Raw genomic sequence first — 14264 nt, 5'->3', positions numbered from 1 at the left:
CGAGATGCCAAAGATCGTCCAGGGGGGTTTCGGGCCGGGTCCCGGGGACTCGCGCCCCGATGGCGGCCGGCCGGCGGGAGCGTCCGGCCCCGGGGGCGGGGCTCGGCCGTCCGGGCCCCGCGATCGGCCCCGGGGCCCGGGGGGGCGGTCACGGGGCCGTCATCAGGGGCCCCCCCCGGGGCGAGCCAGGCCCAGGAGTCGGTCGGCGCCGGCGGCCCGGAGGTCGTCGGCCACCCGCAGGCCGAGGGACCGGGGGTCGGAACGGGGGCCGGTCCGGGAGCCGTCCAGGCGCTCCCGGCCGTCGGGGTCGAAGACGGCGACCTCCAGGGCGAGCAGGCCGCCCCTGTCGCCCTCCCCGTCGCCCTCGTCGAGGTCGCGGCCCCAGGCGGCGAGGGGGACCATGCAGCCGCCCTCCAGGGCGGCGAGGCAGGCCCGCTCGGCCAGCACGGCGCGCCGGGTGGGGGGGTGATCGAGGGGGGCCAGCAGGGCGATCGTCCCCGGGTCGTCCCGGCGGCACTCAATCCCCAGGGCCCCCTGGCCGACGGCGGGCAGGAAGCCCGGCGGGCCGAGCCGCTGGGTGGCCCGGTCGAGCAGGCCGAGCCGGTGCAGGCCCGAGGCGGCCAGGACGACGGCGTCCAGCTCGCCGGAGGTGGCCTTCGCCAGCCGGGTCTCGACGTTGCCCCGGATGTCGACCACCTCCAGATCCGGCCGGGCGTGGCGGAGCATCGCCCTGCGTCGGAGCGACCCGGTGCCCACGGTCGCGCCGGGGGGGAGCCCCTCCAGGGTCCGGTGCCGGGGGGCGACCAGGGCGTCGGCGGGGTCCTCGCGCTCGGGGATGGCGCCCAGGGTCAGGCCGTCGGGGGACAGCGTCGGCAGGTCCTTGAGGCTGTGGACGGCGACCTCCACCTCGCGGTCCAGCAGCGCCCGCTGGATCTCCTTGGTGAACAGGCCGGTGCCGCCGGAGATCTGGGAGAGGGGGGAGTTGCGGTCCCGGTCCCCCCGGGTCCGGATCTCGACCAGCTCGACCGACAGCCCGGGGTGGGCGGCGCGCAGGCGGTCGGCCACCCACCCCGATTGCCATCGGGCGAGGGCGCTGCCCCGGGTCCCGATCCGGACCGCCGCTCGTCCCATCTGCTCGCCTCCCCCGCCTCGCCTGGGATTCGTCCGGTCTCGTCACTCGGCCCGCCCGAGGACCACGACCGCCACCGGTCCGACCCCGGCGGCCTTCAGGGCCCGGGCCGCGGCCCCGCAGGTGGCGCCGGTCGTCAGGATGTCGTCGACCAGCAGCACCGGCCTGCCCGGCAGGCCCCCCAGCCGTCGGGGGTCGGCCCGGAACGCCCCCCGCAGGAGGCGCCGGCGCTCGGCCCGGCCGAGCCGCCAGAGCGCCTCGGTGGCCCGGACCCGGCGCAGCGGCCGGGCCACCGGCAGCCCGAGGCGATCGGCCAGGCAGGCGGCCAGCGCCTCGGCCTGATCGTAGCGGCGACGCCAGCGCTTCCGCCAGTGCAGCGGGACCGGGACGACCGCCGAGGCGCCGAGGCCCCGGATCTCCTCCCCCCGGGCCTCGACCAGCAGGTCGGCCATCCCGGGGGCGATCCAGGCCCCCTCCCGGCGTTTGAGCCGGAGGCAGAGGTGGCGGATCGGCCCCTGGTACGGGCCGAGGGCGACGGCCCGGTCGAACCCCAGGGGCCGGCCGGCACACCAGCCGCAGCCGGCATACGGGCCGACCGGCAGGGCGCATCGGGGGCAGGACGGCCCGGAGGCGTCGAGCAATTCGCCCCGGCACTCGGGGCAGACCGGCGCGAGCCGGTCGCCGGTCGGGCCGTCGCAGACCAGGCAGTCGCCCGGGAAGGCGAGGCCGCCGACGGCCTCGCCGAGCCATCGGCCGAGGCCCGGTCCGGCGAATCGCCCTTCACCCTCCCGGCCCTGGCCCATCGCCCGACCGCCCTGAGCCGCCGGGACCGACGGCCCGGGGAGCCTCCCCCGGTCGGCGCCCCTCCCCGATCCCGGCGGCCTCCATTCTGGCGGCGCGGGGGAAAAGGGGGAAGGGGGGGACGGTCGTCGGTGGCGGAAGGCATCGGGCGGCCTCGATGGGGAGGGACCGAAGGGGGATGGCGGTTGCCCGACGGCGGGGGACGGGGCGGACGCTCTCGGGGGATCCATCGAGGAGGCGGAGGGATTAGGTCGGATCGGGTCGGGTCGTGGGGGGGAGCGGGGCGGATCGGCGACCGGCTTCCCCGTTGGCTTCATGATCGGGGAATTGGCCGATTCCGGTCACCCGGGCCGGTCGGCGTGCCGGAGAAGGACGCAGGGCGGGCCGCCGGGGCGATGTCGGCCCTCGGCGGCCCGAGGTTGGTCGGCCGGTTTGTTCGACCGTCGGGGAGACGGGGAGGGTCAGCCCTGCGGCTCCTCGGCGGGCTCGTCGCCGGAGGGGGCGGGCTCGTCGGCGGGGGTGGCGGGTTCGACGGGCTCCTCGAACTCCTCGGGGGCGGTGGTGGCGTCCTCGGAGGTCACGTCCGAGGGCGGGACCACGGCGCCGGTGCCCATGCCCTCGGAGGTCGCCCCCTCGTCGGCGGGGGTGGCGGGGACGTCGATGGTCGGGGAGCTCGGGTTCTCGTTGGTGACGGCGGCGCCCTCGGAGGGCGAGGGCATGTCCTTGAGGGTCGTCTCGCTCTCGACGCCGCAGCCGGCGAAGGCGACGAGGCCGAGGGCGAGTCCCAGGTGCAGCAGCTTCTGGATCATGGTCATGGGCTCATTCGGGTTGCGGTCGATGTCGCGACGCGGCCGACGGACGGATCCGGCCCGGCCGAGGGCCCCGGCTCGTCGCGTTCCGGGGATCCCCTCCGAGCAACGTCCATGCCGACCCGGGCCGCGCGGCCTCGCCGTTCAGGAGGTCGCCGCCCGGTCCCCGGACCGCAGGTACGGCTCGAGGCGGGCCCGCAGCTCCATCCGGGCCCGGGCGAGCAGGGACTTGACGGCGGCCTCGGAGCGGTTCATCACGGCGGCGATCTCGGCGTAGCTCATGTCCTCGAACTTGTTGAGCAACACGGCCAGCCGCTGGTCGTCCGCCAGGGTGCCGACGGCCTCCCGGACGACCCCCTCCAGCTCCGACTGGCGGAGCTGGCCCGACGGGGTGCCGTCGGGGGCGGCTACCCGCTCGGAGGCGGGCAGGGCGGGGCGGCTGTCGGTGCCGGGGTCGAGCGGGCCGGAGGGGCGTCGGCCCTTGCCCCTCAGGTGGTTCAGGGCCAGGTTGTTGGCGATCGTGAACAGCCAGGTCGAGAACTTCGCCTGCGGCTTGTAGCCCTTGCGGGCCCGGTAGATGCGGAGGAAGACCTCCTGGGCCAGGTCCTCGGCGTCGCCCGGGTCGCCGACGAGGTGGGTGAGCACGCCGATCAGGCGGTCCTGGTAGCGCCGGACGAGCACCTCGAAGGCCCCCTGCACGTCGTCGCGGACCTGGAGCATCAGCTGGACGTCGGGATCCCTGGCCGAGAGCTGCTGCGCGAGGGCCTGGCTCGGGCTCGGTCCGCCGGTCGATGCCACGGGGTCGGTCCTTCCGGCTGCTGGGGATCGGGTCGGGTCGGATCGGGTCGGATCGGGTCAGGGACGGCCGAAGGGCACCACCGTCGGGCCCTCGGCGTCGGCCTGGGACCGGCGGCGGAGCTGGCCGCAGGCGGCGTCGATCTCCCGGCCCTTGGTCTTGCGGACGCTGACGCTGACCCCCCGCCCCTCGACGATCCGCTCGAACCGCCGGATCGAGTCGGCCGAGGGGCGGCGGTAGGGCAGGCCGGCGACCGGGTTGTACGGGATCAGGTTCACGTGCGCCTTGCGGCCGACCAGGAGCGCGCCGAGGGCCTCGGCGTCCTCGGGGCGGTCGTTCAGGTCGGCGAGCAGGACGTATTCGAAGGTGACCTGCCGTCCGGTCATCCGGAAGTAGGCGTCGGCCGCCTCCATGACCGGGCCGAGGCCGACCTTGGCGTTGATCGGCACCAGCTCGTCCCGGAGCCCGGGGGTCGGGGCGTGCAGGGAGACCGCCAGGTGATACTGCCGGTCCAGGTCGGCGAGCTTCCGCATCTTCTCAGGCAGGCCTACGGTGGAGATCGTCACCCTCCGCTGGCCGAAGTTCAGCCCCTCGGGGGAGCAGAGTCGGTCCAGGGCCGGGATCAGGTTGTCCAGGTTCGCCAGGCTCTCCCCCATCCCCATCACCACGAGGTTCGTGAGCCGGTCGTCCGGCGGAAGCATATTGCGCGATCGGAGGACCTGCTCCAGGATCTCGGCGGTGGTGAGGTTGCGTTCCACCCCCTTCAGCCCGCTGGCGCAGAAGACGCAGCCCATGCCGCAGCCGACCTGCGAGCTGATGCAGACCGTGCGGCGGTCCCCCTCGGCCATCAGGACGCACTCGACGGTCCGGCCGTCCTGGCAGCGGAGCAGGAGCTTGTCGGTCCCGTCGGGGGAGACGTGGTGGTGGGCCAGGGTCGTGCCGAAGACGATCCATTCGGCGTCGAGTTCGGCCCGGAGCCCCTTCGGCAGGTCGCTCATCGCGTCGAACGACTCGGCCCGGCGGTCGAAGACCCAGCGCACGACCTGTCGGGCCCGGTACGGGGGGTGGCCCCGTTCGAGCATCCAGGAGGCGAGTTCGGCGGTCGGGGCGTCGAGCAGGGGGCGTTTCATGGGGCTCGTCGGGGGTCCCTGGGGTCGATTTCGGTGCCCGGAATTATCGCACGACCGGCCCCGGGGGAGAAGCGGGGGGCCGATCGATCGGGGCGAATCGGGCGGTCGGTGCGCCCCGGTGCGCCGGAGGGGCGTTCGGTGGGGTCGTTCCGCAAGTCGTTTGATTGATTGGGTTTACTCTCGGGATTTTCGCCCGAATCGCCGCCGGAAATGGCTTCGTTCCGCGCCGGGGCGGCCGAGGATGCGGGCACGGGGGGCGGCCCGGCGGGCGCCGGGGGTTCGGGGGGCGTCGGCGAGGAGCCGATGCGCTCGAAGCCGGGGGGGGCGGGGGCGGAGTCGGCCTCGCGCCACCAGCCGCCGCCGACGGGGGCCCGGGGGATGCCGATGTCCCTGGCCTCCCGGGCGATCGTGAGGATCTCCCGGCGTCGGCGGTCCCGGAGGTTGAGGAACAGCCGGACGGCGGCGTTGGCCGAGCGGTCGGCCGCGACCTCGTAGCGGTGCCGGAGCTGGCCGTCCTTCGACGTGTCCCCGGCGGCGGCCCCCATCGCGACGGCCCGGCGCTCGGGGCCCTCGACGGCCTCCCAGGCTTCGTCCCGGAGCGCGATCAGGCGGTCGACCTGGTCGCCGATGAACCCCCGGAGGGCGAGGACCGCGGAGACGGGGTCGGAGCCGTCGGGCAGGTGCCGCTCGGCCTCCAGGCGGGGGAGGGCGGCGAACAGGCCCGGCATGGCGGCGGCGGCGAGGAGCCAGAGCAGCCGGACGGACTCCTCGGCGGCGGGGCCGGGCTGGCCGTCGGGCAGGCCGAGCAGGTTCTGGGCCTTTCGGATCGCCTTGAAGTCCCAGGAGGCCCCGATCCGCAAGGGGGCCTCCAGTTGCTGCCACTGGCGGATCATCCACTCGCAGCCGAAGGCGGTGGACTCCAGGTCCATCACGACGTTGCTCGGGTCGAAGGTGAGCATTTGCGCCTTCTTGCGGGCCCGGTGCCTGAGCTTCTCCTCCCAGCGCCGGACGGCCTCACGCGCGGTCTCCTCCCGGGTGGCCTCCTTGGCCCGCTCGATCCTCCGGAGCGTGACCGAGTTGACGGCGGCGCGGAGGACCAGGTGCTCCTCGACGACGTTGTCGGGCCCGGCCTCCTTCCGCCAGCGGGCGACCGCCGCGTCGAGCGCGCCCCGGTCCTGCTCGGGCACGAGCGCCTCGGCGGCGAAGCCGTGCCGCATCGCGTTGCGACGGCTCCGCTCCTTGCCCTCGGCAGTCTTCGGGCCGGTCGACTTCAGGGCATTGCGCCGGTTGGCCTCGGCCTGCGTCTCGGAAGGGTGCGTCTCGGCGGCCATGTCGGGAGGGCTCCAGTTGGTGCGTGCCAGATGGTGCGGGGGCGGTTCGGGCCAGGGGCTCGGGGCCCGGGGGGCGTCGAGGCGGTGGACGGCGATCGGTCGGGTCCGAAACGCCCCGTCTTCCTTAATGATCGTGGCAAGCGCGGAGTTTAAGCACGTTTTCCGCCGGATGAGGATCGATTGACGGTTGTCGATCGTCCCGCTATCGTCCGTCGCCGCGTGCATGCGCGGAGGGCCGACGCCGTGGGGATGACGGCGGGCCGGTGCGGCCCGAGGGCCGGGCAAGGAGGCGACCATGGGCAAGGTGGTGCGGATCGTCCGATGGATGCTGCCGTTCGCGGCGGCGCTGGCGGTTTCGGCCCAGGAGGCAACGGCCGGGGCGATCGAGACGGGCCGGTACGTGGCCACGAAGCTGGGCCAGCGGTCGGTGGTCGACATCAACAATGCCGGGCGGGTGATCGGCCATCACACACCGACCAATGACAACGCCGTCCCGCTGGCGCCTCGGGGGTTCGTGTACGACGCCTACGGCCCGAACGCCGGGGACCTGCGGGACATCGAGCCGCTGACGCCGATCGAGGACCGCCCCGCCGGGTACCCCTTCCCGCCTGCCCGGAGCATGCCGAGGGACCTCAACGAGGCCGGGGATTTCGTCGGCGACGGGGCCGGCGACGTCGAGGTCTTCCCGGCGTATGGCGGCCGCCACGTGCGCGGGTTCGTCGACCGGGGTGGGGAGGTGGAGGGGCTGGTCGGGCCCCACGGGCCGAGGTACTCGTCCCAGGCGACCGGGATCAACGACGCCGGGGACGTGGTCGGGTTTTACGACCTGCCGGAGCACGGCGAGTACCTCCCCCACCGCCGGGGCTTCGTCGTCCGGGACGGGCGGATGCACGAGCTGGGCACGCTCGGCGGGCCTTCGAGCGTGGCGGCGGACGTCAACAACCGGGGCCAGGTCGTTGGGGACTCGACGACCGATTCCGGCTCCGGTCGAGTGTTCCTCACGACCGCCGACCCGGGGGCGCCGCTGATCGAGCTGGGCACGCTCGGCGGCGAGCACAGCAGGGCGGTCAAGCTCAACGACCGGGGGCAGGTCATCGGCACGTCGACGATCTCCGGCGGGCCGATCCCCGAGTCGCACGCCTTCCTCTATGACGAGGGGCAGATGACCGACCTCGGGATCCTGGGTGGGCGGGATTGGGCGACGCCGTTCAGCGAGGCGTTCGACCTGAACGAGCTGGGGCAGGTGGTCGGGCAATCGACGATCGACCGCGGGCCGGAGTGGGAAGGCCTCTACCTCCCGGGGACCGGCGCCTTCCTGTACGAGGACGGCGAGCTGATCGACCTGAACGACCTGGTCGACCTCGGGCCCGGCTGGCTGCTGACCTCCGCGAAGGGGATCAACGACTGGGGCGCGATCGTGGCCGAGGGGGTCAGCCTCGACAGGGAGTTCAGCTCGTTCCTGCTCACTCCCAAGGGCCACGCCCTGCCGATCGCCCCCCAGGTCCCCGAGCCGGCGACGTTGGCCGTCTTGGCGGCGGGGCTGGCGCTCTGGGCGGCGTCGAGGCGGCGGGGCCGTCGGCGTTGAACCCGAAGCCGGCCATCCCGACACGAGGCCCCGATCGATCGAAGGGCGCCGGGAGGCCGGACGCTCCGGGGGCGATCGGGGCCGGGGTGGACTACGATTCCCCATTGACCAGGCCCGAATCCGTCCGGGGTGGCGGGACCCCGGAAGGGCGGGACACCGGCCGACGGGGGGGTGGTTGTGCGCCCAAACTACGTGCTCGTCGACTTCGAGAACGTCCGGCCGGACTCGGCGGAGTTGCTGGCGGACGAGTGCTTCCGGCTGATCGTGTTCGTGGGGGCGAGCCAGGCGAAGATCCCGTTCGAGTTCGTGGCTTCGGTGCAGCGGATGGGGTGCCGGGCCGAGTACGTCCGGATCTCGGGGAACGGCCCGAATGCGCTCGACTTCCACATCTCGTATTACATCGGGCGGCTCTCGGCGACGGAGCCGACGGCGTTCTTCCACATCATCTCGAAGGACTCGGGGTTCGACCCGCTGATCGAGCACCTCAGGGGAGTCCGGAGCTCCGCGCAGCGGTTTGCGGCGATCGGCGAGATCCCGATCGTCCGGGTTCTGAACGCGAGGACGCCGGCGCAGCGACTCGACGTGGCGCTGGGGCGGCTGCGGCAGATGAAGGCGACCAAGCCCGCGTCGATCAAGACGCTGAACGGGACGATCTCGTCGCTGTTCCTGGGCCGATTGAACGACGACGAGGTCTCGGCCGTCGTGCGGGGGCTGGTAAACCGGGGGAGCGTCTCGATCGTCGGGAACGACGTGACCTATGCGCCGTCGGTCGGCGTGTGATCCGGACGGATCCCGGTGGGGTGGGCAAATGAAACGAGATAACTTGGATCACTCAACCATTTGATAACCGGTGGGCGCGGCGGGGATGGCGCTCCGGGCGGCGTCGAGGGGGCGGGCGTGTCGGAATTGACCGGGCGAGTCGGCCGGTGCGATGATGGTCGCAGGAGCGGTCGGGGTCGACGCCCGTCGGGGGAGCATGCCATGTCCGCGGTGACTTATGCCCACATCGAGCCGGACGAGCAGGGCAGGCCGATCGTCTCGGGGACCCGGTTCAAGGTGCGTTTGATCGCCCAGGACCACGTCGCCCACGGCCGGGACGCGGAGGAGATCCGGCGGCACCACCCCGGGCTGACGCTGGGTCAGATCCACTCGGCGCTGGCGTATTACTACGACCACAAGGACGAGATGGACCGCGACCTGGAGGAGCGGCATCGCCGGGTGGATCGGCTCCGGGCGGAGTCGGCCTCGGAGGAGTCCCCGGGGCGCCGGAGGCTCCGGGAGCGGGGCCTGATCCCGTGAGCCTCCGGCTGTATATGGATCATCACATCGACGTCGCCATCACCCGAGGGCTTCGGCGGCGGGGGACCGACATCGTGACGTGCCTCGAAGACGGCACGGCGGACTGGGATGACGTGCGGCTCCTGGGCCGTGCGACCGATCTCGGCCGCGTGCTGTTCACCCAGGATGACGACCACCTGGCGATCGCCCACCGCTGGCAGGGCGATGGGCGTGGCTTCGCCGGCCTGATCTTCGCTCGATCGCTGGACTTGACCGTCGGCAAGGCGATCCGTGACCTGGAACTGGTCGCGAACGTCCTCGACGAGGACGACATCCGCAATCGGGTCGAGTACCTGCCGCTTTGAATCGGCGTGTTGCCCCGACAGTCCGCCGGGTCGTGCCAGGGAGGGAAACGAAACGGGGCGCCGCGAGGGCGCCCCGGTCCGAGGTCGTGGGTTTGCTTGCGGAGGGGGAGGGGGAGCGGTCAGACGTCGATGCCCATGCGGTAGCGGAGCTCGTCGAACTGCTCGCGGTAGACGTCGTCGGTGGAGTGCAGGTGCTCGGCCTCGGAGATGAACTTGATGGTGTCGTCCCGCCTCAGGCCGTGGTCTCGGAGGACCTCCTCGAAGGGCTCGAGGTCGTGGGCGTAGACGAACAGGAGCTTGTGCTCGTCGAACTGGACTTCCATCGGCCCGTCGGGGTTGAGCGCGGCGACGCCGGTGCAGCCGTCGTTCAGGAGCAGCTCCTCGTAGTCGTAGAGGGTGCTCTTGAAGATGACGGTGTCCATGTGCTCGCGGTAGAGGTCGGCGTGTTGGCCGGGCTCGGAGTCGTGGCTCGACTCCATGACCACGTCGATCTCCTCGCCCAGGGGGTCGAGCAGGTCCATGAAGACCTCGAACAGCTTGTCGGACGACACCGAGGCGGCGAGCACGGGCATGGTGTTGCCGCTCTCGGGGTCCCGGTAGAGGTCCCGGCGGTAGCCCTCGCGGGGGATGATGTCCAGCCCGAAGGAGGGCCGGATGGCATCGGTCAGCGCGAAGTCGCCGTAGCGGCCGACCTGGAGGTGGGCGTCGAGCTCCTCCTGGCTGAGGTCGTCGAAGCTGGTTCGGGGCATGCGAGTGGTATTGGTTCGCAGCACGCGTTCGATAAATCGTTGCAGGAAGCTCATCGGAAAGGGTCCCCCTCCTCGCGAGCCGGATTCACCACGGATCCGGGACCGACCTCGGACCGCGTCGGCCGGGCAGCATCGGGGACAGGGGCCCCGAACCTTCGCCATCCCATGGACCTGCCCGGCGCCGCTTCCGAGAGGGAGGGATCGGCACGATCCTCCTCCCCGGGAACGGCTGCCCTCCCGTTGGCACCGCTCGATTGCCGTTCTCCTATATATACCATGCAGAAGGGTCGAAAACTGGCCCGCGGAGGAAAACTCATTGGAGGGGAACCAGGGGCCGGGCCGAAGCATTGCGGATGGTCGTCCGCCCTGCCGCATGGTCGGGCTCGGCACCGAGCGACCTTCCCCTAATGCAAGCGGTATGCCACTGGACTCCGGGGCGGGCGAGATCCGACCCTTCGGCCCGATCGGGGCGAGACTTGAGTCGAAATCTGGGCATTCCGGTTCCCGGGGTCGGGTCGGGCCCGCTGGTACAATTTGCAAGATCTGGGAGGGCCGGGGATCGTCTTGGGTGGATGCCTTCCCATTTCCACGATACGACGGGCGGGTCGGGAATTCACCGACCCACCCGGGTCGGGTCAGTGGGATCGGGGTGCGATTGTGGCGATTGGGAGAAATGGATGAAATGGGGTGAGCCTCCCGTCGCGATCCGGTAACACGGCGGCCGGGGCGAGGGCCGGCCCGACCGGGGGGCGATTGCCGTTGAGGGCCGTCGCGGTGACGGCCCCGGCGGGCTACAATGGTCCTTCCCCGGCCGCCCCGCGTCCCGGGACGCGAGCCCCGTCCGCCGTCCTGCCCCGGCGGCTCGGCCGACCCGGGCCCCCCGGGCCGATTCGAGTGGATCCGAACCGTCGAGAGCGAAGGAAGGATGCCGACGATGGCCATCGATCGGGTCGACGCCTACCTGGCCGAGCACCGCAGCCGGTTCGAGGAGCAGCTCAAGGACCTGTTGCGGATCCCGAGCGTCAGCGCCCAGCCCGAGCACGACGCCGACACCCGACGCGCCGCCGAGTTCGTCCGCGGGGACCTGGAGGCGATGGGCGTGCAGGCCGAGCTGATCGAGTTCCCCAGGGGGCATCCGATCGTCTTCGGCCGGAAGCTGGACGCGCCCGGCAAGCCGACGCTGCTGGTCTACGGCCACTACGACGTGCAGCCGCCCGAGCCGCTCGAACCCTGGGACTCCCCCCCGTTCGAGCCGACCGAGCGCGACGGCAACCTCTACGCCCGGGGGGCCACCGACGACAAGGGGCAAATGTTCACCCACCTGAAGGCCGCCGAGGCGTGGCTGAAGGGGGCGGGCGAGCTGCCGATCAACCTGAAGTTCGTGATCGAGGGGGAGGAGGAGGTCGGCGGCGAGAACCTCGAGACGCTCATGGCCGGGAGCCCCGAGCTGCTGGCCTGCGACTACGCCGTGGTCTCCGACACCAGCCAGTTCGCCAGGGGGCGCCCGGCGATCACCTACGGCCTGAAGGGGCTGGCCTACTTCGAGCTGATCGTCGAGGGGGCCGATCGGGACCTGCACTCCGGCACCTTCGGCGGCGCCGTGCAGAACCCGCTGAACGCGCTGGCGACGATCCTCGCCTCCTTGAAGGACGCCGACGGCCGGATCGCGATCCCCGGCTTCTACGACGAGGTCCGGCCGCTGGAGGACTGGGAGCGGAAGGAGTTCGCCGCCTTGCCCTTCTCCGAGGAGGAGTTCCGGGCCGACCTGGCGGTGCCCGCCGTCTTCGGCGAGGCGGGGTACTCGACGCTCGAACGCAAGTGGGCGCGGCCGACCTGCGACGTCCACGGCATCTGGGGGGGCTATGCCGGCCCCGGGCCCAAGACGGTGCTCCCCCGCCTGGCCGGGGCGAAGTTCAGCTTCCGACTGGTGCCGGACCAGACGCCCAAGGCGGTGCAAGCGCGGCTGGAGGCGCACCTGGAGGCGGCCTGCCCCCCCGGGGTGACGTACACCCTGAAGGCGATGCAGGGGGCGCCGGCGGTGATCGTGGAGGCGAAGGGGAACCCGGGGGTCGAGGCGGCGATGAGGGCGGTGGAGTCGGGCTTCGGCGTCCGGCCGGTGTTGATCCGGGAAGGGGGCTCCATCCCGGTGGTGGGCCTGATCAAGCAGCACCTGGGCGTCGACACGCTCCTGCTCGGCTGGGGCCAGAACGACGACAACCTGCACGGCCCCAACGAGAAGTTCTCGATCGAGGACTTCCACCGGGGGATCAAGTCGGCGGCGCACCTGATCGCCGAGCTGGCGGAGAAGGTTTGAATGGGAGGATCGACGATGCCGAATGTGACGCTCTCGCCGGAGCTCCATCGCCTGCTTTCCGACGCACTGGCGCTGTCCGAGCAGGATCGGGCGATCCTCGCGGAGTCTCTGCTCGCGAGCCTGGCCCCGATCGATCCGCGGATCGATCGGCTCATCGCCGAGGAGGCCGAATCTCGGATCGCGGCCCATGACTCAGGGGAACTGGATTCGATCCCGGCCGAGGAGGTGTTCAGGGAGGTCAGGGAGGAGCTGAGGCACCCGTGACCATCCGCTTCTTGAGGGCGGCGCGGACCGGATTCCGGCAGGCCACCCGCCATTACGACTCCCAGCGACAGGGGCTCGGCGAGGGGTCGCCGATGAGATCCAGACGACGATCGATCGGATCGCCCGGCAGCCGGAGAGCGGCCATCAGATCAGCAGGAATGCGAGGCGATGCCTCGTCCGCCGTTTCCCCTACGGCGTCGTCTATCAGGTGCACCTGGATCACGTTCTCGTCGTCTCGATCACTCATCTGCATCGCGATCCCGACCACTGGAAGGATCGCATCTGAGATGCGAACGCCCCGATCCCGAACCAAGGTGGATCGGTCGCTTCGCATCGCCACAGGGCCTGCCCATGCTCGACCTGAAATACGTCCTGAACAACGTCGACGCGGTGAAGCAGAACTGCGTCGACCGCAACGTGCCGGCCGACGTGATCGAGGACCTGGAGAAGGTCGTGGCGCTGGAGACCCGGCGTCGCGAGCTGCTCCAGGAGGTCGAGTCCGTCCGGCAGCGGCAGAACGAGGTGGCGCAGGCGACCGGCAAGGAGAAGGATCCGGAGAAGCGGGCCGAGCTGATCGCCGAGGGGAAGAACCTCAAGCAGCACGTGGCCGACCGGGAGGACTCGCTCCGGGCCCTGGAGCAGGAGGTCGAGGCCCGGCTCGGGCGGGTGCCGAACATGACCCACCCGGACGCCCCGATCGGCCGGGATGAGGGGGCGAACCGGGAGATCCGCGAGGTCGGCACGCCGAAGGCCTTCGACTTCCCGGTGCGGGACCACGTCGAGATCGGCAAGGCGCTGGACCTGATCGACTTCGAGGCGGGGTCGAAGGTCTCGGGGTCGGGCTTCTATTTCCTGAAGAATGACGCGGTGCTGCTGGAGCTGGCCTTGCAGCAGTTCGCGGTGCGGACGCTCATCACGCACGGCTTCACGCCGATCGTCACGCCGGACCTGGCCCGGGTGCAGATCCTCGAGGGGATCGGCTTCAACCCGAGGGGGGAGGAGACGCAGGTCTACTCGGTGGAGGACTCGGACCTCTGCCTGATCGGCACGGCCGAGATCACCCTGGGGGGCATGCACGCCGAGGAGCTGCTCGACGAGTCCAGGCTGCCGATCAAGTACGTCGGCGTCTCCCACTGCTTCCGCACCGAGGCGGGCGCGGCGGGCCGGGCCAGCCGGGGGCTCTATCGCGTCCACCAGTTCACGAAGGTGGAGATGTTCGCCTATACCGTGCCGGACCAGTCCGGCGCGATGCACGAGCAGATGCTGGCGATCGAGGAGGAGATCTTCACCGGGCTGGGGATCCCCTACCGCGTGGTCGACATCTGCTCGGGGGACCTCGGCGGCCCCGCCTACCGCAAGTACGACCTCGAGGCCTGGATGCCCGGCCGGGGGGACGGCGGCGAGTACGGCGAGGTGACGAGCACCTCCGACTGCACCGACTACCAGTCCCGTCGGCTGGGCATCCGCTACCGGCCCGAGGGGCAGAAAGGCACCAAGTATGTCCACACGCTCAACGGGACGGCGATCGCGCTGAGCCGGGCGATCATCGTCATCCTGGAGAACTACCAGCGGGCCGACGGCAAGGTGGACGTGCCGGAGGTGCTGCGGCCGATCATGGGCAAGGACGTGATCGGCTGAGGCGATCGGGGGGCCCGGACGTGACGACGACCGACCGCGGCGACGGGCGGTGCTCCGCCGGGATGTCGGCCTTCG

The 14264-nt window shown here is 71.7% G+C and carries 15 protein-coding genes; 8 read left to right on the top strand and 7 right to left on the bottom strand.

All coding sequences use genetic code 11. The features are described 5' to 3' along the window. Nucleotides 1–162: 162 nt before the first annotated feature. From hemC to ElP_RS30920, 6 genes are all read right to left on the bottom strand, one after another. Entirely contained in the window at nt 163–1131 is a 969-nt protein-coding gene (gene hemC / locus ElP_RS30945; RefSeq protein ID WP_145276836.1) for a hydroxymethylbilane synthase, read from the bottom strand. Between the two features lie 42 nt (nt 1132–1173). Beyond that, nucleotides 1174–1932: a ComF family protein gene (locus ElP_RS30940; RefSeq protein WP_145276834.1), complete on the bottom strand. Its 759-nt coding sequence runs from the start codon at nt 1930–1932 to the stop codon at nt 1174–1176. Nucleotides 1933–2391: 459 nt separating this feature from the next. After that, complete coding sequence (locus tag ElP_RS30935) at nt 2392–2745, bottom strand: hypothetical protein (RefSeq protein WP_145276832.1); 354 nt, start codon at nt 2743–2745, stop codon at nt 2392–2394. Between the two features lie 138 nt (nt 2746–2883). Next, a complete protein-coding gene (locus ElP_RS30930; protein WP_231749328.1) occupies nt 2884–3537 on the bottom strand; it encodes an RNA polymerase sigma factor in 654 nt (217 codons plus the stop codon). Nucleotides 3538–3594: 57 nt separating this feature from the next. Further along, nucleotides 3595–4665, bottom strand: coding sequence for a 23S rRNA (adenine(2503)-C(2))-methyltransferase RlmN (gene rlmN, locus ElP_RS30925; protein WP_145276830.1), 1071 nt, complete (start codon nt 4663–4665; stop codon nt 3595–3597). Further along, nucleotides 4662–5996: a hypothetical protein gene (locus tag ElP_RS30920; RefSeq protein ID WP_145276828.1), complete on the bottom strand. Its 1335-nt coding sequence runs from the start codon at nt 5994–5996 to the stop codon at nt 4662–4664. The genes rlmN and ElP_RS30920 overlap by 4 nt, the downstream gene beginning before the upstream one ends. Nucleotides 5997–6291: 295 nt before the next feature. Between ElP_RS30920 and ElP_RS30915 the strand changes: the two genes are divergently transcribed. The 4 genes from ElP_RS30915 to ElP_RS30900 all read left to right on the top strand — a co-directional run bounded on the left by ElP_RS30915 (nt 6292) and on the right by ElP_RS30900 (nt 9224). Further along, nucleotides 6292–7581 (top strand): HAF repeat-containing PEP-CTERM protein, encoded by a 1290-nt coding sequence (locus ElP_RS30915; RefSeq protein ID WP_145276826.1) that lies wholly within the window; start codon nt 6292–6294, stop codon nt 7579–7581. Nucleotides 7582–7752: 171 nt separating this feature from the next. Continuing rightward, nucleotides 7753–8361 (top strand): PIN domain-containing protein, encoded by a 609-nt coding sequence (locus ElP_RS30910; protein ID WP_145276824.1) that lies wholly within the window; start codon nt 7753–7755, stop codon nt 8359–8361. A gap of 201 nt (nt 8362–8562) precedes the next feature. Beyond that, entirely contained in the window at nt 8563–8880 is a 318-nt protein-coding gene (locus ElP_RS30905) for a DUF433 domain-containing protein (protein ID WP_145276822.1), read from the top strand. Between the two features lie 14 nt (nt 8881–8894). Then, nucleotides 8895–9224 (top strand): DUF5615 family PIN-like protein, encoded by a 330-nt coding sequence (locus tag ElP_RS30900; RefSeq protein ID WP_197446507.1) that lies wholly within the window; start codon nt 8895–8897, stop codon nt 9222–9224. 119 nt (nt 9225–9343) lie between these two features. Here ElP_RS30900 and ElP_RS30895 read toward each other — a convergent pair whose 3' ends face one another. Then, nucleotides 9344–10027 (bottom strand): hypothetical protein, encoded by a 684-nt coding sequence (locus tag ElP_RS30895; RefSeq protein ID WP_145276818.1) that lies wholly within the window; start codon nt 10025–10027, stop codon nt 9344–9346. 880 nt (nt 10028–10907) lie between these two features. Here ElP_RS30895 and ElP_RS30890 point away from each other — a divergent pair. The 4 genes from ElP_RS30890 to serS all read left to right on the top strand — a co-directional run bounded on the left by ElP_RS30890 (nt 10908) and on the right by serS (nt 14189). After that, nucleotides 10908–12287, top strand: a complete 1380-nt coding sequence (locus tag ElP_RS30890) for a dipeptidase (protein ID WP_145276816.1) — start codon at nt 10908–10910, stop codon at nt 12285–12287. A gap of 15 nt (nt 12288–12302) precedes the next feature. Further along, nucleotides 12303–12551, top strand: a complete 249-nt coding sequence (locus ElP_RS30885; RefSeq protein ID WP_145276814.1) for an addiction module protein — start codon at nt 12303–12305, stop codon at nt 12549–12551. A gap of 31 nt (nt 12552–12582) precedes the next feature. After that, complete coding sequence (locus tag ElP_RS41440) at nt 12583–12837, top strand: type II toxin-antitoxin system RelE/ParE family toxin (RefSeq protein ID WP_145279123.1); 255 nt, start codon at nt 12583–12585, stop codon at nt 12835–12837. 65 nt (nt 12838–12902) lie between these two features. Continuing rightward, nucleotides 12903–14189, top strand: coding sequence for a serine--tRNA ligase (serS, locus tag ElP_RS30875; protein ID WP_145276812.1), 1287 nt, complete (start codon nt 12903–12905; stop codon nt 14187–14189). Nucleotides 14190–14264: the final 75 nt, after the last annotated feature.

It is taken from the genome of Tautonia plasticadhaerens, assembly GCF_007752535.1.
Classification (GTDB): Bacteria; Planctomycetota; Planctomycetia; order Isosphaerales; family Isosphaeraceae; genus Tautonia; species Tautonia plasticadhaerens.
Note: the sequence above shows the minus strand (reverse complement) of the source record. Positions and strands in the feature narration are given on the sequence as shown.